This is a genomic window from Asaia sp. HumB (genome assembly GCF_030263835.1).
Taxonomy (GTDB): Bacteria; Pseudomonadota; Alphaproteobacteria; order Acetobacterales; family Acetobacteraceae; genus Asaia; species Asaia bogorensis.
The window spans coordinates 2,881,820-2,905,397 of the sequence record NZ_JARPML010000002.1; the positions used below are offsets into that span (position 1 = coordinate 2,881,820).

Consider the following 23,578-nt stretch of genomic DNA (forward strand, 5'->3'; position numbering starts at 1 on the left):
ACGATCCTGCATTAACCGGCAAGCGATGCTCCTGCTTAGCGGATGTTTTCCGACCGGATACAGGGGGGAACGGCGATTGTTCGCCATCTTTGCATCATCTTATCGTCAGATGAATGACAAGCGTTGCATCGGGCATGGGCGCTTGATGTCCCCGGTGCAGGGGCGCCGTCTGGTCAAGTGAAGCGTGTCAGACTATGGTCCTGCCAATCAATCCTTGGCGAATTGCGGATCCTGGACGCGTATGATTTCGACTTTGCGGCATCTTGTTGTCGATTCCTGGCTTGGGCGCATCATTGCGCTTCTCATTTTTCTGGCCTTCGTTGGCTGGGGCGTCGGCGATATGGTCGGCAGCTATAACGGTGATCAGGCCAATATTGCCGTGAAGATCGGGACCCGACAGATCGGGGCCCAGGATCTCGCCAATGCCATTCAGAACGAAATGCCGCGCGTTGCGCAGCAGATGGGGCTGAGCAACCCGTCACAACTGACCCCGGCTGTGCGTGAGCAGGTTGCCCAGGGTGTGCTTCAGCGCATGCTGGCCCAGAACGAGGTTCTGGCCCTGGCGGACCGCAACGGCATGAAAGTGCCCGATGCCCTCGTTCGTAACGAGATCTTCGGCATGAGCGTGTTTCATGGCACGGACGGGCGGTTCGACCGCAAGCTTTTCAACAGCAAGCTGAGCCAGATTCATATTACGGAGCGCGATCTGCTGGCGAAGGTGCGTGATGATATCGGTGCGCGTAACCTGCTCGAAGGTCTTGGCAACGGCATGAAGGTACCGGGCTCGGTGCTTGATCAGCTGCTATCCTACAATACGCTTGCGCATCAGGTGGACCTTCTGCGTCTCGACAGCGCCTCTGTGGCCGTGCCGGTCGCCCCCGAGGAGGCACAGCTTCGCCGCTTCTATGATCTGCATCCTTGGCTTTATCGTTCGGCAGAATATCGTCATGCTAAGCTTGTCCTGCTCTCGGCAGACACGATTGCCCGCACGCTCACCATTCCCGACGCCGATCTCAAGCGCTTCTACGAGTTCGAGATCCAGAAATACGATGTGCCGGAAACGCGTAGTCTCGAGGTGCTGACGCTTCAGGACCGGGCGGCTGCCGAGGCCGTTCTGGCAGCCTGGAAAGCCAGTGGCGATTACGCCGCTCTTCAGAAGCAGAATCCGGCCGCCGCAGCTGTTTCCTTCCCCAATGCGCGCAAGGCCGATATCCCGAGCCCTGAACTGGCGAAGGCTGCCTTCGCGGCTCCCTCCGGCGTAATCGAAGGGCCGATCGAGAGCCCCGCAGGTTGGATCGTTTTCCGCGTCACGGCAATCAATGCGCCGCACAAGACCGATTTCGACCATGCGAAAGCCGATATCCGTGATGAAGTGGCCCGCTCGCAGGCCCCGCAAATTCTCGGTGGACGCGTGGCTTCGCTGCAGGATGCCATAGCGGGCAGTGCGGATCTCGAGCAGATACCGACGGATATCGGCGCCGTGCCGGCTCAGGGGTCGCTCGATGCGCAGGGCTTGACGAAAGATGGTGAGGTTGCGCCTCTGCCGGGGAGCGATGCCGTCCGCAAGGCCATTATCGCGCGCATCTTCAGTCAGAAGAAGGGCGAGAAGCCCTCGCTGGTCAACGGTCCGGACGGGAGCGCTTTTGCTGTGCTCGTGGACGAGATCGAGCCCGGCCATGTGAAGCCCTATGACACCGTGCGTGAGCAGGTCGGGCATGACTGGCTTCGCGAGCGTCAGATGCATATGGCAGACGAGCGTGCCACCACGCTCATGCAGGCCGCCCGCAAATCGGGTGGTCTCGACAAGGCCGTGGCGGGCACGACCGATGAAGCTCAGATGCAGAAGGATCTGATGATCTCGCGTATGCAGAATGGTAACCTGCCATCCGCCCTGCTGTCGCAGATCTTTTCGACCCCGGTTGGCAAGACTGGCATGATGGCCGATGGTGACGCGCTGTATGTGTTCACGGTCAAGGCGACCAAGCCCGCAAGCCCTGAGAGCACCAAGGCGCTTCGCGCCTCCATGCAGTCCCAGTTGCAGGACACACTGCGCAGTGACGTGCCGGTGGTGTTCGTCCATTCGCTGGAAGGGCAGATCAAGCCAGTGCCGAACATGCCGGTGCTTCAGCAGGCGCTCAAGGCGGGAACCGGACAGGAATGACGACCGAATTTCTCACGCGTATCGAGGCTGCCGACCTTCTGACGCCGGTCGCGGCTTTCATGAAGCTTTCCTCGCTGGTGCCCGCTCAGGCGGGTGGCGGTGAGGGGCGCCCATATCGTCTGCTTTTCGAAAGTGTCGAAGGCGGCGCCGCGCGTGGGCGATATTCGGTCATAGCCCTGCTGCCGGATCTCGTATGGCGCTGTGCTCATGGCGTTGCCTCAATTAACACGGCGCCGCACGACGCTGGGTCGGTATTTACCGAGATTGACGAGGCACCGCTGGTCTCCCTGCGTCGTCTCATCGATGAAAGCCGCGCCAAGTTGCCGGATTCACTGCCCACCATGATCGGGGGCATTTTCGGCTATCTGGGCTATGACATGGTCCGGCAGATGGAAACGCTGCCCAACGCGCCGCAGGATGATCTGCACTTGCCCGATGGCGTGATGATGCGCCCGGGACTGTTTGCCGTGTTCGATTCGGTGCGGGACGAGTTGCACCTTGCCGTTCCCCTGCGCGACGGCGGGATGAGCCGCGAGGCAGGTCTGGATCTGCTTGAGCGTGCAAGCAGGGCGCTCATTGCAGCCCCTCTCGATACGGCGCCTGAGCTGCCGGAAGGCAGCGTTCTCGACGCCCCGGTTTCGACCATGACGGCAGATGCGTTCATGGACAAGGTGCGCAAGGCTCAGGATTATATTGCAGCGGGCGATGCGTTCCAGATCGTGCCGAGCCAGCGTTTCGAGGCGGCGTTTCCTCTGCCTGCACTGGCACTCTATCGTTCCCTGCGACGTGTCAATCCTGCGCCGTTCCTGTTCCTTGTCGAGATGGATGGCTTCTCGCTCGTCGGTTCATCTCCTGAAATTCTTGTGCGGCTGCGTGATCAGGTCGTGACCGTGCGTCCCCTTGCTGGAACCCGTCCGCGGGGTGCGGATCGTGAAGAGGATGAACGCCTAGAAGCCGAGTTGCTGGCCGATGCCAAGGAACGTGCTGAACATCTGATGCTCATCGATCTGGGGCGTAATGACGTGGGTCGTGTGGCACGCATGGGGTCGGTCACCGTGCCGTCGTCCTTCGTGGTCGAGCGCTATAGCCATGTCATGCATATCTCCTCCACGGTGCAGGGTACGATTCGTCCCGAATGTGACGCGCTGGATGCGCTGTCTGCCGCTTTCCCGGCGGGAACACTGACGGGTGCTCCCAAGATCCGCGCCATGGAAATCATCGACGAGCTGGAAGTGACCCGGCGCGGCCCGTATTCGGGCTGCATCGGCTATGTCGGCGTTGACGGCGATATGGATACCTGTATCGGCCTTCGCATGGCGATCCTGCACGAGGGGCGGATGTATGTGCAGGCCGGGTGTGGCGTCGTGGCCGACAGCGATCCCGCCAGTGAGGAGATGGAGACGCGACACAAGTCACGCGCCATTTTCCGTGCGGCGGAGCTGGCCGTGATCCAGGCCAGCGGGGGTGGTGGCTGACGGGCTGAACCGCCGGAAAGTCAGGCATTGTAACGGAATTTGACCTTCACTCGAGACATCGCCATCTTAGTGCCATGATATTGCTGATCGACAACTACGACAGTTTCACCTTCAACCTTGTCCACCATTTCGGGGCACTGGGAGAGGCCTGTGACGTTCGTCGCAACGATGCCCTGAGTGTTGAGGCGGCCCTTGCCCTCCGCCCGGAAGCCATCGTGATTTCTCCCGGCCCATGCTCGCCCAACGAGGCCGGTATCTGTTGTGACCTGATAGCAGCTGCGGCGCCGCATGTGCCGGTGCTGGGTGTCTGCCTTGGACATCAGGCGATCGGGCAGGTTTTTGGCGCGACGGTTGTCCGTGCGCCTGTGCCGATGCACGGAAAGGTCGACGGCATACGTCATGACGGCACCGGCCTGTTCCATGGTCTGGTCAGCCCGACACAGGCGACGCGCTATCACAGTCTTACCCTGGCACCCGAGACGATACCCGACACCCTTATCGTCAATGCCCGGTCGCAGGATGGTGTGATCATGGGCGTGCGTCATCGGACCCTGCCGGTTCATGGCGTACAGTTCCATCCCGAGAGCATCGCTTCGGAAGATGGCCAGATGATGCTGGCCAATTTTCTCAACATCGCCCGTGCCGCTCGTCAGAAGTCGCAAGCAGCCTGAATGACGATGCAGTCTGGTCGTCTCAAACAGGTCATGAGTCGGCTCGCCGAGGGGCGGCGTCTCACGGGGGAAGAAACCGAAGCGCTCTTCACCCTCATCATGCAGGGCGAAGTGCCCGGCGAGCAGCTTGCAGCCATTCTCATGGCGCTTCGCCTGCGTGGCGAGACTGTCGATGAGCTGAGCGGTGCGGTGCGAGCCGTTCGCGCCTGCATGACAACCCTGCCCGATGCTCCGGAAGGGGCAATGGATGTCTGCGGTACAGGGGGGGACGGGCTCGGCACGCTCAATGTTTCCACTGCCGTTGCTTTCGTGCTTGCAGGTCTCGGTGTGCCGGTGGCCAAACACGGCAACCGCGCTCTGTCGTCCCGGGCGGGGGCGACAGACACGCTCATGGCGTTGGGGATCGCCCCATGCGAGGATCTGGACGAGCAGGCGCGCCGCTTGCGTGAGGGCCGTCTGGCTTTTCTCGCGGCCCCTCTGCATCATCCTGCCATGCGCCATGCCGCGCCGGTCCGGGGGGCACTCGGTTTTCGCACGATCTTCAATCTGATCGGGCCGCTCTGCAATCCGGCTGAAGTCCGCCGACAGATGATCGGTATCTACGATCAGCGTTGGCTGCGTCCCGTGATCGAGACACTGGCATCGCTCGGTGCGGAGTGCGTGTGGGCCGTACATGGCGAGACCGATCTTGGCGGGAGCGACGAAATCACCCTCGCGGGCCTGTCGCATATCCATGCCTGGGATGAGGGGCGCTTTCTCGATCTTGTCCTGACACCGGATATGGCGGGACTGCCGCACCGCCCCATCGCAGCGATTGCGGGCGGTGACCCTGCCCATAATGCCAGCAAGCTGCTCGACATGCTCTCCGGCCAGGAGGGCGCGTATCGTGATACCGTGCTGCTCAACACGGCTGTCGCCCTGCATGTCTCTGGCCGTTTCCCCATTCTTGAAAACGCGTCGATCGTCCCCACTCTTCTTCGCAGGAATGTCGAGGTCGCCGCACATGCCATCGATACAGGGCTGGCCCTGTCGGCCCTCGTTCAGGCGCAGAAGCAGGCGCCCGATTCTGCCGTTGCGGTGCACCCCTCCCATTTGATCCAGACGTCAGGCTTGAAATGACCGATCATTCGTCCACTCCCACGCATGACACGCCCGCCGGCTTTCCTGATGTTCAGGTGCCCGGAACCATTGTGCAGGAAGAGACCGCATTGCCCGTTTCCGGAGTGGACATGCCGGATGTTCTGGCTCGTATCTGCGCCCGGACGCGCATCGATGTCGAACAGCGCTCACAGATCATGCCGCTCAAGGAAATCACGGCTCGCGCCCGCGAGGTCAGTGTACCTACGCGTGGTTTCGGTCAGGCGCTCAAGCAGATGGCGGCCGATCGGCGTGTCGGGCTGATTGCTGAAATAAAGAAGGCCTCGCCTTCGGCCGGAATTCTTCGGCCGGATTTTGATCCGGTTGGCATTGCGAAGGCTTACGAGGCGGCAGGCGCGATCTGCCTTTCGATCCTGACCGAAGGCTCGTGTTTTCATGGGTCGATCGAGGATCTCAAGGCGGTCAAGGAAATCTGCCCGTTGCCGATCCTGCGCAAGGATTTCATCCTTGAGCCCTGGCAGGTGCATGAAAGCCGCCTGATCGGTGCGGATTGCATCCTGATCATTCTCTCGGCCCTGACCGATGCCGAGGCTGCCGAACTCATCGCTCTTGCCCGTGGTCTTGATATGGACGTGCTGTGCGAGGTGCATGACGAAGCCGAACTCAATCGTGCCCTTGCGCTCGACACCTCGCTTATCGGGATCAACAACCGTAACCTGCGTACGCTCGTGACCGATCTGGACACCACAGCCAAGCTTGCCCCGCTGGTGCCGCCCGATCGTATCCTCGTTTCCGAGAGTGGTATCCGCACACTCGAAGATGTGACGCGTGTGGGTGAGGTAGGGGCCAGCGGCGTGCTCGTTGGCGAAAGTCTCCTGCGCGAACAGGATCCTGGCATCGCCGCCCGCCGTCTGCTCGGCACGCTCTAACGCACATATTAACAGCCCGGGTTGTGGACTTGCTCAACGGGACTGGTAAATACCGGTCCCTGAGTTGTGCATGACACAACGATCTGGCCCAGGAGATACTCAGCATGTCCGGCAAAGCCCATAAGGGAGCGGCTCAGCCGCTCGCCGATCACAACGGACCGATCCTGCCACTGGAGACCGTGCGCACGGCATATCGCGATATGCTTCTGCTGCGCCGCTTCGAGGAAAAGGCCGGACAGCTTTACGGCATGGGTCTGATTGGCGGTTTCTGCCATCTCTATATCGGTCAGGAAGCGGTTATCGTCGGTATGTCGCTGGCGATGAAGCCGGGCGACAAGATCGTGACCTCCTACCGTGATCACGCGCATATGCTGATGATGGGCATGAGCCCCGGCGGTGTGATGGCCGAGCTGACCGGACGCAAGGACGGTTACTCGCATGGCAAGGGTGGCTCGATGCACATGTTCTCGCGCGAGAAGAATTTCTATGGCGGTCATGGCATCGTGGGCGCGCAGGTGGCCATCGGCACCGGTCTGGCCTTTGCCAACAAGTATCGCGGGACCGATGAAGTGGGCGTTGCCTATTTCGGCGAAGGTGCCGCTCAGCAGGGGCAGGTCTATGAGAGCTTCAATCTCGCCGCCCTGCACAAGCTGCCTTGCATCTATGTGATCGAAAACAACCGCTATGGTATGGGCACGAGCGTCGAGCGCTCCAGTGCTGCGGCTCACAACCTGTCCGAAATCGGAGCGCCTTGGAAGATTCCGGGCCGCAAGGTGGATGGCATGGATCTGTTTGCCGTGCATGAGGCGGCTCAGGAAGCTGTAGCGCATTGCCGTGCAGGCAAGGGGCCGTTCCTACTCGAGATGGAAACCTATCGCTATCGCGGCCACTCCATGTCTGACCCGGCGCGTTATCGCGACCGCTCGGAAGTCGAGGAAATGCGCCGTACGCGTGATCCCATCGAGGCGCTGCATAAGCTGCTTTCCGAGAAGGGCACGACAGACGAGGCGTTCAAGGAGATCGACGCCGAGGTGAAGCAGATCGTCAATGACGCTGCCGAGTTCGCGCAGAACAGCCCCGAGCCTGATCTCTCTGAACTTTGGACCGATATTCTGGTGGAGGCGTAAGTTATGGCCGCTCCTGTTCTCATGCCGGCTCTTTCGCCTACCATGACTGAAGGCACGATTTCGAAATGGACCCGCAAGGCGGGTGACAAGATCAATTCCGGTGATGTCATTGCCGAGATCGAAACCGATAAGGCCACGATGGAAGTCGAGGCGGTCGATAGCGGTATCCTGGCAAAGATCCTCGTGCCGGAGGGCACCGAGAATGTTGCCGTGAACACACAGATCGCCATCATCGCAGAAGAGGGCGAGGATATCTCGGCGCTGGAAAACGGCCCGGCTCCCGCGCAGACGACCCCGGCTCAGACCGCAGTTGAGGAAAAGGCTCCCCAGAAGCCGCAGGAACTGGTGGCGACACCGGACCGCGAATGGGGCGAGACCTCGGTTATCACCGTGCGTGAAGCCCTGCGTGATGCGATGGCCGCAGAGCTGCGTCGTGATGACGATGTGTTCCTGCTCGGCGAGGAAGTTGCCCAGTATCAGGGCGCCTATAAGATCAGTCAGGGTCTGCTTGACGAATTCGGTGAGCGTCGCATCATCGATACGCCCATCACAGAGCATGGCTTCACCGGCATGGCTGTCGGCGCCGCTCTGACAGGCCTGAAGCCGATCGTGGAGTTCATGACCATGAACTTCGCCATGCAGGCGATCGACCACATCATCAATTCCGCCGCCAAGACGCTCTATATGTCGGGTGGACAGATGGGCTGTCCTATCGTGTTCCGCGGCCCGAACGGCGCAGCAGCGCGCGTGGGTGCGCAGCATTCGCAGTGCTATGCCAGCTGGTACGCCCATGTGCCCGGACTGAAGGTCGTTGCCCCCTGGTCATCAGAAGATGCCAAGGGCCTTTTGCGTGCGGCCATTCGTGACCCGAACCCGGTGATCGTGCTCGAAAACGAGATCCTCTACGGTCAGAAATTCCCCTGTCCGGTGGATGAGGAGTTCATTCTGCCTATCGGCAAGGCGAAGATCGAACGCGAGGGCAAGGACGTGACCCTTGTGGCGTTCTCGATCATGGTTGGCGTGGCGCTTGAAGCTGCAGCCAAGCTGGCCGAGCAGGGCATTGAGGCGGAGGTGATCAACCTGCGTACCATCCGTCCGCTCGATACCGAGACGATCATCAACAGCGTCAAGAAGACGAGCCGTATAGTGTCGGTTGAGGAAGGCTGGCCCGTGGCTGGGATTGGCGCCGAAATCTGCACAGTGGCCTGTGAGCAGGCGTTTGATTATCTCGATGCCCCGCCTGCGCGCGTCTGTGGTCTGGATATTCCGCTGCCCTACGCCGCCAATCTCGAAAAACATGCGCTTCCGCAGCCTGACTGGGTGGTGGACGCGGTTCGCAAACTGTTCTGAGGGGCTGCGACCATGGCTACCAATATCCTGATGCCCGCTCTTTCTCCGACCATGACCGAGGGAACCCTCTCGCGCTGGCTGAAGAAGGAAGGCGATACAGTCAAGTCAGGCGATCTGATTGCCGAGATCGAGACCGACAAGGCCACGATGGAAGTCGAGGCGGTCGATGAAGGAATTCTCGGCCGTATTGTCGTGCCGGAAGGCAGCGAGGGGGTGAAGGTCAATTCGCCCATCGCCATTCTGGTTGAGGAAGGCGAGGCTGTGCCTGACGTCGTTGAGTCGGCCCCGGCGCAGAAGGCCGCGCCTGCCCCCGAGACGGCTTCACAGACCGCCGTGCAATCGGCTCCCGCCCAAGCCCCGGCTGCTGCGCCCGCACAGCCTCAAGCCACGCCGGTGGCGGCATCCCACGGCAAGCGCGTTTTCGCCTCACCGCTGGCACGTCGCATTGCCGCGCAGAAGGGTATCGATCTCGCTGCGCTGAAGGGAACAGGCCCTAACGGCCGTATCCTGCGTCGCGACGTCGAGAACGCGAAGCATGCTGAGGCTTCGGCAACGGTGACGGCTGCGGGTTCCGCTCCGGCTGAAGCCAGGCGCGTGCCGAACTCGTCCATGCGCAAGGTCATTGCGCGTCGTCTCAGTGAGTCCAAGCAGAACGTCCCGCATTTCTATGTCTCGGTCGATATCGAGCTTGATGCGTTGCTTGCCCTGCGTGGCCAGCTCAATGCAGCATCACCCAGCGAGGGCGAGGGGCAGTTCAAGATCTCTGTCAATGACATGATGATCAAGGCTGTGGCTCTGGCCCTGCGCGATTGCCCCGGCCTGAACGTCCAGTTCACCGAAGCCGAAACGCTGCATTTCCCCGACATCGATATCTCGATGGCAGTCTCGATTCCCGATGGTCTGATCACACCGATCATCCGTCAGGCCGATCGCAAGAGCCTGCGTGAAATCAGTGAGCAGGCGCGTGATCTGGCCAAGCGTGCCCGTGACGGCAAGCTCAAGCCGGAAGAATTCCAGGGCGGCACGTTCTCGATTTCCAATATGGGCATGTTTGGCGTGCGTGAATTCGCCGCCATCATCAACCCGCCGCAGGCCGGTATTCTGGCCATTGCCGCTGGTGAGAAGCGCGCCGTCGTGCGTGGCGATCAGCTTGCGGTTGCCACTGTCATGACAGCCACCCTCTCTGTTGACCATCGTGCGGTCGATGGAGCACTCGGTGCGAAATGGCTCAATGCCCTGCGTGACGTCGTGCAAAACCCCTATCGACTGGTGATCTGACCCATGGACAAATTCGATCTGATCGTCGTGGGCGGCGGGCCGGGCGGCTATGTCGCTGCCCTGCGCGCCGCGCAGCTTGGCAAGAATGTCGCTGTGGTCGAAAGCACCCATCTGGGGGGCATCTGCCTTAACTGGGGCTGCATCCCGACCAAGGCGTTGCTGCGGGCGTCCGAGCTCAATCATCAGTTGCACAATCTTGCCGAGTTTGGCTTCAGCGCCGAAAAGGTGAGCTTCGACATCGAGAAGGTGGTGGCGCGCTCGCGCGCCGTGTCGCGTCAGCTGTCGCGCGGTGTTGCCGGATTGCTCAAAAAGGCCAAGGTCAAAGTTTACGATGGCCGCGCCAAGCTCGCCGGTCGCGATGGCAAGGCGCATGTCGTGGCTATCAGCAAGGATGGCAAGGAAACCGGTCGTATTGCTGCGCCCGACGTGATTTTGGCAACAGGCGCCCGCGCCCGCCATTTCCCCGGGCTCGAGCCCGATGGGGAACTGGTCTGGACCTATCGCGAGGCAATGGTGCCGAAGGAACTGCCAAAGCGTCTTCTGGTCATCGGATCCGGGGCGATTGGCGTCGAGTTCGCGTCGTTCTATCGCAATATGGGCGCGGAAGTGACCATTGCCGAAGTGGCCGACCGCATCATGATTGCCGAAGATGCCGAAATCAGCGCCATGGCGCAGAAGGCCTTCGAGAAACAGGGCATCAAGGTACTTACCGGCGCCAAGGTTGGCCCGCTCGACAAGAAGGATGGCACCGTCTCGACCCGGATCACGACAGCATCGGGCACGACCGATCTCGTTGTCGACAAGGTCATTCTGGCGGTTGGTATTGTCGGGAATGTGGAAGACCTCGGCCTCGAGCAGACCAAGGTCAAGGTCGACAAGACCCATATCATTGTCGATGAGTTCTGCCGCACCGGGGAGCCGGGCCTGTGGGCCATCGGCGACGTGGCGGGTGCGCCATGGCTGGCACACAAGGCCAGCCATGAGGGTGTGATCTGCGTCGAGAAGATTGCGGGCCACGATCCCGAGCCGCTCCATCCGCTCAATATTCCGGGTTGCACCTATAGCCGTCCCCAGGTGGCGTCGGTGGGGCTGACCGAAGAAAAAGCCAAGGCAACCGGACGCAAGCTCAAGATTGGCCGGTTCCCGTTCCTCGCTAATGGCAAGGCGTTGGCCATGGGCGAGCCGGATGGTCTGACCAAAACAATCTTCGATGCTGAGACTGGCGAATTGCTCGGCGCGCACATGATCGGCGCTGAAGTGACGGAGATGATTCAGGGCTATGTGATCGCCCGCACATCCGAACTCACCGAGGCCGAGCTGAAGGAGACGGTTTTCCCGCATCCGACAATCTCGGAAACGATGCATGAGTCAGTCCTTGCGGCCTGGGGTGGAGCACTCCACTTCTAGTCATGACCATGCAGCGCATTACCATCGATCATCGCAAGCCAGGCTCGCTTCGCCATCCTGAAAAGGCAAACCGGCCGGACAACCCGATCCAGCGCAAGCCGGACTGGATACGGGTGAGGGCGCCCAACAGCCCCGTCTATCAGGAAACGCGCAAGCTCATGCGCGATAACAGGCTGGTGACAGTCTGTGAGGAAGCAGCCTGCCCGAATATCGGTGAATGCTGGTCACAGCGCCACGCCACCATGATGATCATGGGGGAGATCTGCACGCGCGCCTGTTCGTTCTGCAACGTCACGACAGGCATGCCTAAAGTGCTGGATGCCGACGAGCCACAGCGCGTGGCAGAAGCGGTGGCCAAGCTCGGGCTGCGTCATGTGGTTATCACCTCTGTCGATCGCGACGATCTGGCCGATGGTGGCGCGCTGCATTTCGCCCAGACGATTGCAAGGGTACGCGAAGCATCGCCGGAAACGACGATCGAGATCCTGACGCCAGACTTCCTGCGCAAGCCCGGCGCGCTTGAGGTCGTCGTCCGGGCTCGGCCTGATGTTTTTAATCATAATATCGAAACCGTCCCCCGGCTTTACCCGTCTATCCGCCCGGGCGCGCGTTATTTCCAGTCCGTGCGTCTGCTGGATGACGTGAAGTGGCTCGATGCCTCGATCTTTACCAAATCTGGGCTAATGCTGGGTCTTGGTGAGGAGAAGATGGAGGTGGCACAGGTGATGGACGATTTCCGTATCGCCGATGTCGATTTCATCACGATGGGCCAGTATCTGCAGCCAACGCCCAAACACGCTGCCGTGGCAAAATTCGTGCCGCCTGACGAGTTCGAGGAATTTGCCCGCATGGCTCGCGCCAAGGGCTTCCTGCAGGTCAGCTCAAGTCCGCTGACACGCTCGTCCTATCATGCCGATTCCGATTTCGCAGCGCTTCGTGAGGCGCGACAGAACAGGCTGAAGCAGGAAGCGCTCCAGCCGGAGAGACAGTAATGCCCACCCATGCCGAGCAACGATTGATCGCTTACAGTCCTGAGCAGCTTTTCGATCTCGTGGCCGATGTGGGTGCCTATCCCCAGTTCCTGCCGTGGTGCGTCAAGGCAGTCATCAAATCACGCACCGAACACGAACTGGTCGCGGATCTCACTGTTGGCTTTGGCCCGTTTCGCGAGACTTTCACGAGCCGTGTCTCGCTGGAAAGACCACACCGCATACGCGTGCGGTATGAGAAAGGCCCGTTCAGATATCTCAATAATGTCTGGACATTCACCCCTGACCCACGGGGCTGCCTTGTCGATTTTTTCGTCGATTTCGAGTTCCGGTCGCGCCTCCTGCAGAATGCGATCGGGGTGGTGTTCAATGAGGGCGTCCGGTTGATGGTCTCAGCCTTCATTAAACGCGCGCGTGATACTTACGGGGTATCGTCGCAGCCCGGTGCTGTGATCCGCCAGTAATCACGCGGACGTTTTTCGATTACACCGCAACTGCAACGCCTTCGTTACGTTTCCTGCTTAGAGACGGGTGTGGTTTGCGTCGCAATACGCAAATCCGGCCCCGATATCTGTGTATCAAGGAAGGATGAACGATGAAGATTTCTGCTCTGGGCGCTACGCTGATGGCCGCTACCTTTGCTGTTGCAACCCCGGCATTCGCCAAGCATACGGGCCACAAGGCTCATGCCAGCAAGACTGCCATGCACCACCAGAAGGCTGACAAGGGTTCGGCATCGACCGAAGACCTGAATGCGCGCAGCCTACAGCAGGCCCAGACCCCCGTCCCGGCAACCGCTCCGGCAGCCGCGCCGATGGCCAATGCCACTGCACCGGCTCCGGCCCCCATGCCGATGGACAACAACATGAAGATGCCTGCTTCAACGATGCCGGCGTCTTCAGGTCAGTAATTGATCCAGCGTTCCTTCCCGTGGTTCAGGTGTGAAGTCTGATTGTCATGGGAAGGAACAGCGGCTTTCCACCCTTCTCGGCGTGATGCATCTCTGCTGATACATCTGCCCTTTCTGGTGCGGAGGCTCTCAAACCCTGTCTCGAATGAGGCAGGGTTTTTTATTGCCGCGTTTGCGCGCATTGCGATCAGCCCCGACGATTGGGGGGCATCTGTCGCAGCCAAGGCCGCAGCCTAAATGTTCTGCAATCTGCCTCTCGAAACCCTATGTTTCGTCGTTTGCATTGCCTATATGCCCCCATCATGAGCGGTGTTGATAAAAAACTGGTGCGGGCCTGGGTGCGGCAATATGCGGGGCCAGCCAAACGTGCGGCCCTGCCCGTCGTAGCGATCGGTTGCTTCTCGACATTGGTCGGTATCGGTCAGGCCTGGTTCCTTGCATCGACAATAGGCCGTCTACTGGCCGGTTACGACCAGTCGGTTCCCGGTCTTATCGGGGCCTTCGCCGCGCTTTCCCTGCTGCGGGCAATCTGTCTGTTTGCGCAGGAGCATTGTGCGGCCCGTGCAGGCGTAAAGTCGCGCGAACGGCTGCGCCGATCGGCCCTGAATTCGGTTTTCAATGTCGGGCCAGCCCTGCTGCGCCGTCAGCACTCGGCCGAGATTGCGGCCTTGCTGGTCGATCGTATCGAAGCGCTGGATGGCTATTTTGCCCGCTGGTTGCCTGCTTCGATGACATGGATGGTCTTCCCGGCAATTGTCCTCGTAGCGGTGCTGGCAGTCGACGCCCGTGCAGCTTTGATCCTCGCGATATGCGGGGCGCTCGTTCCGGTAGCGCAGGCTGTGTTCGGCATCGGTGCCGCACTCGCGTCACGCAACCAGTTTCTGGCGATGGTGCGTCTCCAGGCACAGTTTCTTGATCGGGTTCGCGGTATCGCAACCATAGTTCTCTCAAACGCAACGGACGCCGAAGCCGCATCTCTGGCACGCTCGGCCGATGAGTTGCGCCGGCGCACGGTCAGGATTCTGCGCGTGGCGTTCTTTTCCTCGGCGGCCATTGATGTGGCGATGGTCGTGGCGATCATTCTGATCGTTTTGACACAGGGTCATTTCATCCATCTCGTCACCGGCGTTCAGGACCAGCCTTCGACGGGTCATGTTCGACCTTCACCACATTTCGCCCAGACCCTTTTCGCGCTTTTCCTGGTCCCGGAATTCTTTGCGCCTTTCCGTGGATTGGCTCTTGCCTATCAGGATCGGGCCCAGGCTGCTGGCGCGGCTGAGGCGATGCATGGACTGGATGGGGAAAGCTCTGAGGCGGCTCAGGGTGCTGCCAACGCCGTTGTGCCGGGGCCTCTTACTGTAGAGGCGCAGCATCTGGGCTATCGCTGGGCCGACGATCGACCCGCGGTGTTCGACGATATTTCCTTTACGGTGCAGCCGGGAGAGACATTGCTATTCGACGGGCCTTCAGGCGCAGGTAAATCGACCCTCATCGAACTGATCCTTGGTTTCATCCGGCCCGATCATGGAGCGATCCTGTTCAACGGGGAGGATATCGCGACGATGCGGGGGGCAGATATCGCCCGCCATCTTGCCTGGATTGGGCAGAAGCCTGTCATCTTCGCCGGTACCCTGCGCGACAATCTGCTTTTCGCCCGACCTGACGCAAATCAGGCGGACCTAGATGGGGCCATCAAAGCTTCGGCAGTCGACGCTTTCCTGCAGGACCTGCCGATGGGGCTGGATACCGAGATTGGCGAGGGAGGTTTCGGCCTTTCCGGAGGGCAGGCCCAGCGTGTGGCCATTGCGCGAGCCTATCTGAAGGATGCGCCGCTCCTGTTGCTGGACGAGCCAACGGCGCATCTCGATCCAGACACAGAACGCAGTATCATCGCGGCCCTTCATGATCTGGCCAAAGGACGGACGGTCATTCTCAGCAGTCATTCTGCTGCCATGCAGGCTTTCGCAACCATCAAACTGCGCCTCGGTCCATCACCTTCAGCCATGAAACCGAGTATGTCCACGGTCCGTGTGAGATCGGAGATCCCCGCATGAGCACAAGATCGTCTCATGCTTCGCCCTCGGCTACGCCAAGTGTCGGGCAGGCACTCGGGATCATTCTCCGGGTTTGGCGGCCCTATGGCGGCCGTTTGCTACTGGGCCTGATCCTCTCTGCACTCGCCCTGCTGAGCGGCATGGCGCTGATGTGGAATGCAGGGGCCAGAGTGACCTCGCTTGCGCTCGGAATGGGCGCTGGGCTCGGTTTGCTGAGGGCGTTCGGTGGTGCGCGTATCGTGCTGCGCTATGCCGAGCGCCTGTTTGCCCATGATGCCATGTTCCGCGCCCTTGCGGCGCTCCGTGTGTGGTTCTTCCGCAATCTCGCTTCCGGCGCTGCGGCAGGTCTTGGCTTTCGGCGCGCAGGTGATCTGCTGAATCGTCTCGTCGGCGATGTCGAACTGCTCGATAATCTTTATCTGCGTATCGCCATGCCCATGCTGGGTATCGCGCTGTCACTGCCTGTCATTGCACTTGTTGCAGGCTATGCAAACTGGCGTTTCGGGCTGGCGTTGTCCGGTCTTTTTCTTGTCGCGGCCTGTGTCGTACCGGTCGTATCCGCTCGGCGCGCTGCATCACGCAGTGCGGTCATTTCTCATGCAGAATCGTCCTTGCGCGTCGCTGCGGTCGATCTGGCAACTGGCCTGCGCGAGGCACGGGCATTTGGCGGTGAGAGCCGTCTTGCGGAGCGCCTGACGGCCGAGGAGGCGCGGCTTCATGATGCCCAGCTGGATCAGGCGCGCGCCATGGCTGGTGCAGGGGCCGTGTCCTATCTATGCGGTCAGGCAGCGCTTGTACTGATCCTTATAGGTCTTGCCGGGTTCGGAAAGCTGACGCTCGATTACGTTTCCGGCATAGCGCTCATATTCCTTACCGGAATGATTTTCGAGAGCATCGGCACGTTGGCGCGCACCAGTGTGCTGGCGACGCAGGTTGGGCAGGCGGCCCAGCGTGTTGTCGAGGTTTCCGAGGCGAAACCGAGCGCGGCAGGCACTCACTGCCCGGCGCCTGAGGCTGGCGACCTTGTGCTGCGCGATGTGACCTTCGGGTGGGATCCGGCACGTGCGCCTGTCTTAAAAGGCGTCGATTTCACCATAAGAGCAGGCGAGCATATCGCTCTGGTCGGGCCGTCAGGCGCAGGAAAATCCAGCCTTGCAGCGCTGCTGCTCAAGGTGGCACGTCCGCAATCCGGACAAATCCTGTTTGGCGGTCATGATCTTTCAACGATCGATACAACGAGCCTGCGCGGACAGATCGGATGGCTGTCCCAATCGACCCATCTGTTTGCCGATACCATACGGAACAACCTGCTTCTCGGTCGTGAGGGTGTGAGCGATGAGGCCCTTTGGGCGGCCCTGGAGCGCGCCGAAATGGCCGAGACTGTGCAAGCCCTGCCCGATGGGCTTGATTCCTGGGTGGGCGAGGGCGGAACACGGCTGTCAGGCGGGCAGGGGCGTCGCATCGCTCTGGCCCGAACACTCCTGCGCGACACACCGATTGTCATTCTTGATGAGCCTGCGACGGGGCTCGACAGCGTGACCGAGCGCGCCTTTCTGCGAACGCTGGGTCGCACGATGCAGGGGCGCACTGTCATCCTCATTGTGCATCGTCTGACGGGGCTTGAAAACCTCGACCGGGCCTGGCGTATCGAGACCGGGACCCTCGCGCCATTGCCGCTCTAGGAAGCAAGTTGGGGCGTCTGCTTGACGGGCGGTAAGCCACAAGGCAGTGACATCGTCACGGCCCCGTGGATGTCACGGCGATTCGAGAAGGAAATAAAGATGCGTCGTCTGCCTGTGATGTTGTCGGTGTTCGCCCTGACGGGTCTCTCTGCCTGTAATGGCGGTGCAGATCGCGACCGTTACCCTGTTTTCTTCGAACCCGCCTCGACCACTGTTTCGGCCAGTGCCCAGAACATCATCGATCAGGCTGCTGCCGACGCGCGCGACACGCAGGCCAAGACGATTGAAGTGATCGGTCACGCCGGTGCCCACGGCAACCTCTCCGCCGATGAAATGCTGTCCGTCGAGCGTGCGAAGGTTGTCGCAGCAGCTCTGACAAAGGCCGGTGTCGGCGCCGCCCAGATTACCCAGATGGCGCGTCCGCCCAAGAATAACGAGGATGCCGCTGTGGCCTCGCGCGTGGTGACGATTGAAGTCGATCCTTCCACGCATTGAGAAGCTCCATCTGAACCTTGGATTTAACTGACCTCTCATCAATCGTCTCCGACGAACGCGAAACGCCCGACGCGGTACTGAACCGCGTTTTCGGCTTCTCGAGTTTCCGGGGGCAGCAGGCAGAGGTCATCGAAGCGGTCATGAATGGCGAGGATGTGCTCGTCATCATGCCCACAGGCGGGGGCAAGAGCCTTTGCTATCAGGTTCCCGCCCTGTGCCGACCCGGTATGGGTATCGTGATCTCACCCCTGATTGCGTTGATGGACGATCAGGTGGCGGCATTGCGGCAGCTCGGCGTCAATGCAGCAGCTTTGCACTCCGAGCTCGATCCGGACCGGCTTGAGCGCATACGCAGCGATCTGCGCGATGGTCGGCTCGATATCCTCTATATCTCGCCCGAGAGGCTGGTATCACCCGGTACAGCGCGCTGGCTCGCACGTAACCCGGTATCGGTCCTTGCGATCGACGAGGCCCATTGCGTCTCGGCATGGGGCCATGAATTTCGTCCCGAATATCGGGCCCTGGCGGATCTGCCAGAGATCTTCCCCGGCGTTCCCCGTATCGCCCTGACGGCCACAGCCGACTCACGAACGCAGGATGATATCCTGCTGGCGCTGGGCATGCCGCAGGCGCGTCGTCTCACATCGAGTTTCCATCGTCCCAATCTGTTCCTTGCAGCCTCTCCAAAGGGCTCCGAGACGAAGCAGGTGCAGGACGCACTCACCCGGCATCGCGACGATGCCTCGATTGTCTATTGTGGCAGCCGCAATCGCACGGAGCGCATGGCGAAAAGCCTGCGTGAGAGAGGCTTCAACGCCTTGCCGTTTCACGCTGGCCTGTCGCCACAGGAAAAACACGCAACGCTTCTGCGGTTTCGCAGTGGCGAGCCAATGGTCATCGTCGCGACAGTAGCCTTCGGTATGGGCATCGACCGCCCGGATGTCCGCTGTGTGGTCCATCTGGACATGCCTGCGTCGCCCGAGGCCTATTATCAGCAGATTGGTCGGGCAGGGCGCGATGGGGCACCCGCCGATACTCTCCTGCTCTATGGCGGTGAGGATATGGCGCGGGCGCGTTACTGGCTGGAGCAGTCGAACGCGCCAGAGACAGAAAAGCGCGTCATGCAGGCGCGTCTGGAGAGCATGATCGCGCTGACAGAAACCGTCGGCTGTCGTACGCAGGCCCTGCTTGCCTGCTTTGGTGAAGCCTTGCCGACTCCCTGCGGGCATTGCGATAATTGCAGGACGCCTGCGGAGACATTTGATGGCACTGAGGCCGCGCAGAAAGTGCTTTCCACGATCTACCGCACCGGCCAGCGCTTTGGCGCCGTTCATCTCACGACGGTTCTCCGTGGCAAGCTGACTGAGGCGATTGAGCGTCACGCCCATCAGCATCTCACCGTGTTCGGTGTCGGCAAGGACCATTCGGAACAGTGGTGGCGCGGTGTGATCCGTCAGCTTATTGCGCGCGGGGCCATCAGGATGAGTGGCGAGCACGGTACATTAGGGCTGGATGTCGACGCGGCTCGCCCGATCCTGCGTGGCGAGGAAAAGCTGCGTCTGCGCAGCGACCCCATGAAGGCGCAAGGCTTCACTGCGCGTAATGCGCCGGCTGCATCGATTGTGGACGCGCTGGACGAGGAGGAACGCGCACGTTTCGAGGCTCTGCGCCGGTGGCGACGCGAGGAAGCTCGTGAGCAGGAAATCCCGCCCTATGTCATCTTTCATGACGCGGTCCTGACCGAAATCGCCCGGGAAAACCCCGACTCTGTCGAAGCCCTCTCAGACATCAAGGGCGTAGGGGCATCGAAGCTCAAGCGCTACGGTGATGCCGTGATAGCCGCGCTGGAGGGCGACTGAAGGCAATCGTGGTACGACCGCCCCATGACGGCTCTGAAGGCGCAGGCCCACAGTCCGGCCCCGGGTGGGAGGGGCATTGAGCGAGGTTGTGTCCCTCACGCGTGCTCCTCTTCGCTCGTCACCCGGCCCGGATTGTTACCTCTAGTCCTTGAGGGTGAAATTCACCGTCGTCGATGTGCCGCCAAGAAACTTGAAGGTCAGCGGAACACTCTCGCCTGTCTTGATCGTGTCGGGGAAGTTGCGGCAGATCAGATGGTAGCCTCCCTCAGGGAAGACCATTGTCATATCGGCAGGAATGGTGAAATGCGAAAACAGGTTGGCAGTGTGACTCGTCACCTCCTGCTCGCTGTGAAATGCTTCAATGGCGGCGCAATCAGGGGAGCTGACGCCTGAAATCAGGTGGGCCTCATGCCCCTTGTTGACGACCGTGAAATAGGCGGCGGCCAGCCCCGGGTAATGCTTGGCTCGGCGTATCCATCCTTCGATGGTGATATCGCGATTGGCGTTCTTCTGTCCGGGGACGTTGGTGTCGTCGGTCTGGGCCTGTGCTCCCGCCGGAAAGAGCAGCGCCCCTGTCACGCAAACTGTCATGAGCAGTGCTGGAATAGCTTGCACTCTTTTCACTGATACGCTCCTTTCTGCGCCCGGCTCGTTTCGCCGGCCCGTGCCATCATCTGCCCATCAGGGGGAAACTCTCATGAACTGCCCGTTCTGCGGCCATGAAGATACGCAGGTCAAGGATAGTCGTTCGACTGACGATGGTGCGGCAATTCGGCGCAGACGTGTCTGTGCTGCCTGCGCCCAGCGTTTTACGACGATCGAGCGCGTGCAGCTGCGCGAGTTGGTCGTGACGAAGATGGACGGTCGGCGGGTGCCTTTCGACCGTGACAAGCTGGCCCGCTCGATCCGTATCGCCCTGCGCAAGCGTCCGGTGGAGGAAGAGCGTCAGGAGCGGATCGTCAACGGCTTGGTGCGCCAGCTCGAGGCTTCCGGTGAAGCAGAAATTTCTTCGGCGCGTATTGGCGAATTGGCAATGGATGCATTGCACAGCATCGACGGTGTCGCTTATGTGCGCTTTGCAAGTGTATATCGCGATTTTCGAGAGGTTGAGGCTTTTTCGAAGCTGCTGACGGATATGCGTCCCGGTGAGGAAGCTGAACTGCCACTCCCGCCGGTCAAGCGCGGAAAAGACAAGGGATGATGACGATGACTGATGAGACCAAGACCAAAAACCAGCCGAAACGTTCGCGCACCGTAGCCCGTGTGGCCGCCGTTCAGGCGTTGTTCCAGTGCGAACAGGGGGGAGAGAATGCCGAGACGGTCATCAGCCAGTTCCAGCGTCACCGTCTGGCCGATGACCGGGGCAGCGGCTTTGAGGATGGCTATGTGCCTGACGCCGATTTCCGCCTTTTCGGTATGATCGTCAAAGGCGTGACGCTCGCCCAGGATCGTATCGACACAACGTTGGCGGCGGCTCTGCCCGCCAACTGGCCACTCAACCGCCTGGATCCCGTGCTGCGTGCCCTGTTGCGTGCGGGCGCTTGGGAGCTCGGTGAGGATGTCCCGGCGCGCGTTGTCATCAACGAATATCTCGATGTAGCGCACGGTTTCTTTTCAGGAGATGAAGCCCGTCTCGTCAATGGCGTGCTCGATGCGCTGACCCGTCCGGCTGCCCCCGTGCAGGGCAATGCGGAAGGCGATGATGCCGGGCATGACGGATCAGAACCGGTCTGAAATGAGCGGCGGCGAGTTCGACTTCATCGACAGGTTCTTTCGTCCGCTGGCGGGTGAGGGCGCTCTGGCGCTTGGCGATGATGCGGCGCTGATCGATCTGGCTGAGGACCGCGAACTGATACTCTCGACCGATACCCTGGTCGAGGCCGTCCATTTCCTGCCTGACGACCCGGCCGAGACGATCAGCCGCAAATTGCTGCGTGTCAGCTTGTCTGACTGTGCAGCGATGGGCGCAAGGCCGCGCGGCTATCTGATGAATATCAGCCGCCCTGCGGCGTTCGACGATCAGTGGTTTGCCAGTTTCAGCGCGGGGCTCGTGCAGGATCAGGCCATTTTCGATGTCCATCTGCTGGGGGGAGACACGACCAGCACGCGTGGCCCACTGGTCCTAAGTCTGACCATCCTGGGTGAAGTGCCGCGTGGAAAGGCCGTGCGGCGGGGAGGTGCCCGACTCGGCGACGTTCTGTGGGTCACAGGCACCATTGGTGATGCTGCCCTCGGCCTTCAGGCCCTGCTAGGCGAACTGCCAGACCCCGATGGTTATCTGGCGGGGCGCTACCGTATTCCCCAGCCCCGCACGGGCTTTCCTCTGGGTGATTTCGCCCATGCGGGAATGGATATCTCCGATGGCCTTGTTCAGGATGCCGGCCATCTTGCCAGGCAGAGTGGCGTGCATCTGGAAATCGATGCGGCAGCGGTTCCACGCTCTCCACAGGCTCGCGCTGCCGGGGAGGCATGGTTCGAAACCTGTCTGACCGGAGGCGATGACTACGAGCTTCTTTTTGCAGCCGATGAGTCGCAGACACACGCCATCATGAGCGCAGCCAGGCAGGCAGCTGTGCCGGCAACCCGCATAGGGCGCGTGACCCTCGGTTCCGGTGTTGCCGTTCTGGATGGAGAGGGTAAGGAGATGCGCCTGTCACGTACGGGCTGGCAGCATTTCTGAGGCGCGGTAACGCATGGACACCGGTCGCTTCTGGCGTGGACCTGTGATGTGTTCAGACCCCGCTCAGGAGCGGGCGGGGGCGTTCGGGCGGTTGGATACCCCGGTTGAGCCGGGGTACGCGGCAAGAGTGCTTATTGAGCGATATCTTTTTCGTACATGCGATGGACCTTGTTGGGCTCAGGCACGAGGCGGCGCACGAGGTTCAGCATCGGTGTATTGGTGTCGAGGATCCAGCCCAGCTCCACCGTTTTATAGGGCAGCGTCGCACGGCGGCGGATGAGCTCGTCGATAGCGAGTGAAGGCATGAGGGCACCGAGAAGCGTGCCGCGTACCTTGTGAGACACGCCAAGCAGGATCACACGGGCCGAGTCAAAGCGATGGCCCAGCAGCCTCGCACCCAGTCTGGCCCAGCCGAGCGGTGAAGGTGCTCCGTCGATGCCTCGGGCAATATCGAACACATTGGGCACCACCAGCGCCATGGCGGCGGGCTCACCTGCATGATCGATCTGGACATAATGCTCGGGCCGCAACACCAGCTTGAGCTGCTGGATCAGGCCTTCCATCTCGTAAGATTGCAGCGGGACGAAATTATAGGTTCCGGCCCAGGCATCGTTATAGAGCGACCTCAGCACTTCGCCCTGTGCGGCAATCTGCTTTTTGGAGAGATGCGAGACCGTGACATCGCCTAGCTTCCCCTCGCCGGGTTTCAGGGCACCCGGTACGATATGACGCTCGTCCAGATCCTCAGTCAGATCCAGCTTGAAGGTCAGGAGGTCGCGGGTGGGCTCAAAGCCCAGCGCCGCGATAAGGCCGTTGAGTTCCGGGGGATGCCAAGGGGTCCCGATCATTGGCGGCTCATTCTGGCCGGTGATCATGAGACCGGACTCGCCATGATAGCCAAGGGTCACAGGTCCGCGCATACGCACCATGCCCTGATCGCGCAACCAGGTTTCGGCGGTATCGAGCAGCGCCTTGACGACGCCTGTTTCGGACACGGCATCGAGGGCGCCGAACCAGCCTATTTTCTCGTCCCAGGCCTCCAGGGCCTTGCCATCCACTACGGCTGAAATGCGTCCAACAGGCTTGTTGTCGCGCCAGGCGATGAAGCAGCGCACGGAGGCATGACGGTAGATGCCGTTCTTGGCAGGATTGAGCAGATCATTCTGCTCCATATCCAGCGGAGGAACATAGCCGTCGCGCCCCTTGTAGAGTATCCGCGGGAGCCTGATGAAAAGTTTGAGGTCGTTGCGGGAGATAACGGGCCGTACCGTCACCGGGGTGACATTCGGCCTGTCTTGCGCAGGAGATGAGGGAGATGGGAAAGATCGCATATCATGGGAATGCTTAGGCGCTACCGTCGCGCTGTGTCTCTCCGCAGGATGATCTGTATCGGCCTGTGTGGAGCCTGCGTGT

Annotated in this window: 21 protein-coding genes; 19 read left to right on the plus strand and 2 right to left on the minus strand. The window is 60.8% G+C overall.

The features are described 5' to 3' along the window. The first annotated feature begins 241 nt into the window (after positions 1–241). The 16 genes from P5689_RS14090 (at position 242) to recQ (ending at position 19,485) form a co-directional block, all read left to right on the plus strand. Positions 242–2,161 carry a peptidylprolyl isomerase gene (locus P5689_RS14090; protein WP_285533628.1) on the plus strand — a complete coding sequence of 640 codons (1,920 nt, stop codon included), beginning with the start codon at positions 242–244 and terminating at the stop codon, positions 2,159–2,161. Beyond that, complete coding sequence (gene trpE, locus P5689_RS14095; RefSeq protein WP_285533630.1) at positions 2,158–3,636, plus strand: anthranilate synthase component I; 1,479 nt, start codon at positions 2,158–2,160, stop codon at positions 3,634–3,636. The genes P5689_RS14090 and trpE overlap by 4 nt, the downstream gene beginning before the upstream one ends. A gap of 74 nt (positions 3,637–3,710) precedes the next feature. Further along, on the plus strand, positions 3,711–4,307 hold the full coding sequence (locus P5689_RS14100; protein WP_285533632.1) for an aminodeoxychorismate/anthranilate synthase component II: 597 nt from the start codon (positions 3,711–3,713) through the stop codon (positions 4,305–4,307). Further along, positions 4,308–5,426, plus strand: a complete 1,119-nt coding sequence (gene trpD / locus P5689_RS14105) for an anthranilate phosphoribosyltransferase (RefSeq protein WP_285533633.1) — start codon at positions 4,308–4,310, stop codon at positions 5,424–5,426. Continuing rightward, positions 5,423–6,334, plus strand: a complete 912-nt coding sequence (gene trpC / locus P5689_RS14110) for an indole-3-glycerol phosphate synthase TrpC (RefSeq protein ID WP_031239899.1) — start codon at positions 5,423–5,425, stop codon at positions 6,332–6,334. The genes trpD and trpC overlap by 4 nt, the downstream gene beginning before the upstream one ends. A gap of 104 nt (positions 6,335–6,438) precedes the next feature. After that, complete coding sequence (gene pdhA / locus P5689_RS14115) at positions 6,439–7,461, plus strand: pyruvate dehydrogenase (acetyl-transferring) E1 component subunit alpha (RefSeq protein ID WP_023977373.1); 1,023 nt, start codon at positions 6,439–6,441, stop codon at positions 7,459–7,461. Positions 7,462–7,464: 3 nt separating this feature from the next. Further along, positions 7,465–8,811: a pyruvate dehydrogenase complex E1 component subunit beta gene (locus P5689_RS14120; RefSeq protein ID WP_166928857.1), complete on the plus strand. Its 1,347-nt coding sequence runs from the start codon at positions 7,465–7,467 to the stop codon at positions 8,809–8,811. 12 nt (positions 8,812–8,823) lie between these two features. Further along, the gene (locus P5689_RS14125) at positions 8,824–10,089 is read left to right on the plus strand and encodes a pyruvate dehydrogenase complex dihydrolipoamide acetyltransferase (protein WP_285533635.1); all 1,266 of its coding nucleotides are present in this window, start codon (positions 8,824–8,826) and stop codon (positions 10,087–10,089) included. 3 nt (positions 10,090–10,092) lie between these two features. Further along, complete coding sequence (lpdA, locus tag P5689_RS14130) at positions 10,093–11,496, plus strand: dihydrolipoyl dehydrogenase (protein WP_285533636.1); 1,404 nt, start codon at positions 10,093–10,095, stop codon at positions 11,494–11,496. An 8-nt stretch (positions 11,497–11,504) separates the two neighbouring features. Continuing rightward, positions 11,505–12,488 (plus strand): lipoyl synthase, encoded by a 984-nt coding sequence (gene lipA / locus P5689_RS14135; RefSeq protein WP_369794189.1) that lies wholly within the window; start codon positions 11,505–11,507, stop codon positions 12,486–12,488. Next, complete coding sequence (locus P5689_RS14140; protein ID WP_023977368.1) at positions 12,488–12,949, plus strand: type II toxin-antitoxin system RatA family toxin; 462 nt, start codon at positions 12,488–12,490, stop codon at positions 12,947–12,949. The genes lipA and P5689_RS14140 overlap by 1 nt, the downstream gene beginning before the upstream one ends. A 131-nt stretch (positions 12,950–13,080) precedes the next feature. Beyond that, entirely contained in the window at positions 13,081–13,395 is a 315-nt protein-coding gene (locus P5689_RS14145; protein ID WP_166928861.1) for a hypothetical protein, read from the plus strand. 302 nt (positions 13,396–13,697) lie between these two features. Next, positions 13,698–15,449: a thiol reductant ABC exporter subunit CydD gene (cydD, locus tag P5689_RS14150; protein ID WP_285533639.1), complete on the plus strand. Its 1,752-nt coding sequence runs from the start codon at positions 13,698–13,700 to the stop codon at positions 15,447–15,449. Next, entirely contained in the window at positions 15,446–17,131 is a 1,686-nt protein-coding gene (gene cydC, locus P5689_RS14155) for a thiol reductant ABC exporter subunit CydC (RefSeq protein WP_285533641.1), read from the plus strand. The genes cydD and cydC overlap by 4 nt, the downstream gene beginning before the upstream one ends. 99 nt (positions 17,132–17,230) lie before the next feature. Beyond that, entirely contained in the window at positions 17,231–17,626 is a 396-nt protein-coding gene (locus P5689_RS14160; RefSeq protein WP_023977364.1) for an OmpA family protein, read from the plus strand. Between the two features lie 17 nt (positions 17,627–17,643). Next, complete coding sequence (recQ, locus tag P5689_RS14165) at positions 17,644–19,485, plus strand: DNA helicase RecQ (protein WP_081866778.1); 1,842 nt, start codon at positions 17,644–17,646, stop codon at positions 19,483–19,485. A 141-nt stretch (positions 19,486–19,626) separates the two neighbouring features. Here recQ and P5689_RS14170 read toward each other — a convergent pair whose 3' ends face one another. Further along, positions 19,627–20,109, minus strand: coding sequence for a copper chaperone PCu(A)C (locus tag P5689_RS14170; RefSeq protein ID WP_152530107.1), 483 nt, complete (start codon positions 20,107–20,109; stop codon positions 19,627–19,629). Between the two features lie 73 nt (positions 20,110–20,182). Between P5689_RS14170 and nrdR the strand changes: the two genes are divergently transcribed. Genes nrdR through thiL form a run of 3 tightly spaced genes read left to right on the plus strand, consistent with a single transcriptional unit; the run spans position 20,183 to position 22,165 of the window. Then, positions 20,183–20,686 carry a transcriptional regulator NrdR gene (nrdR, locus tag P5689_RS14175; RefSeq protein WP_023977360.1) on the plus strand — a complete coding sequence of 168 codons (504 nt, stop codon included), beginning with the start codon at positions 20,183–20,185 and terminating at the stop codon, positions 20,684–20,686. Beyond that, positions 20,686–21,219, plus strand: coding sequence for a transcription antitermination factor NusB (gene nusB, locus P5689_RS14180; protein WP_023977359.1), 534 nt, complete (start codon positions 20,686–20,688; stop codon positions 21,217–21,219). Before nrdR ends, nusB begins: the two co-directional genes overlap by 1 nt. Beyond that, a complete protein-coding gene (gene thiL / locus P5689_RS14185) occupies positions 21,197–22,165 on the plus strand; it encodes a thiamine-phosphate kinase (protein WP_023977358.1) in 969 nt (322 codons plus the stop codon). The genes nusB and thiL overlap by 23 nt, the downstream gene beginning before the upstream one ends. A gap of 131 nt (positions 22,166–22,296) precedes the next feature. On the opposite strand, the gene P5689_RS14190 is transcribed toward thiL, so the two are convergent. Continuing rightward, positions 22,297–23,496, minus strand: a complete 1,200-nt coding sequence (locus tag P5689_RS14190) for a GNAT family N-acetyltransferase (RefSeq protein WP_051395782.1) — start codon at positions 23,494–23,496, stop codon at positions 22,297–22,299. Between the last annotated feature and the right edge of the window lie 82 nt (positions 23,497–23,578).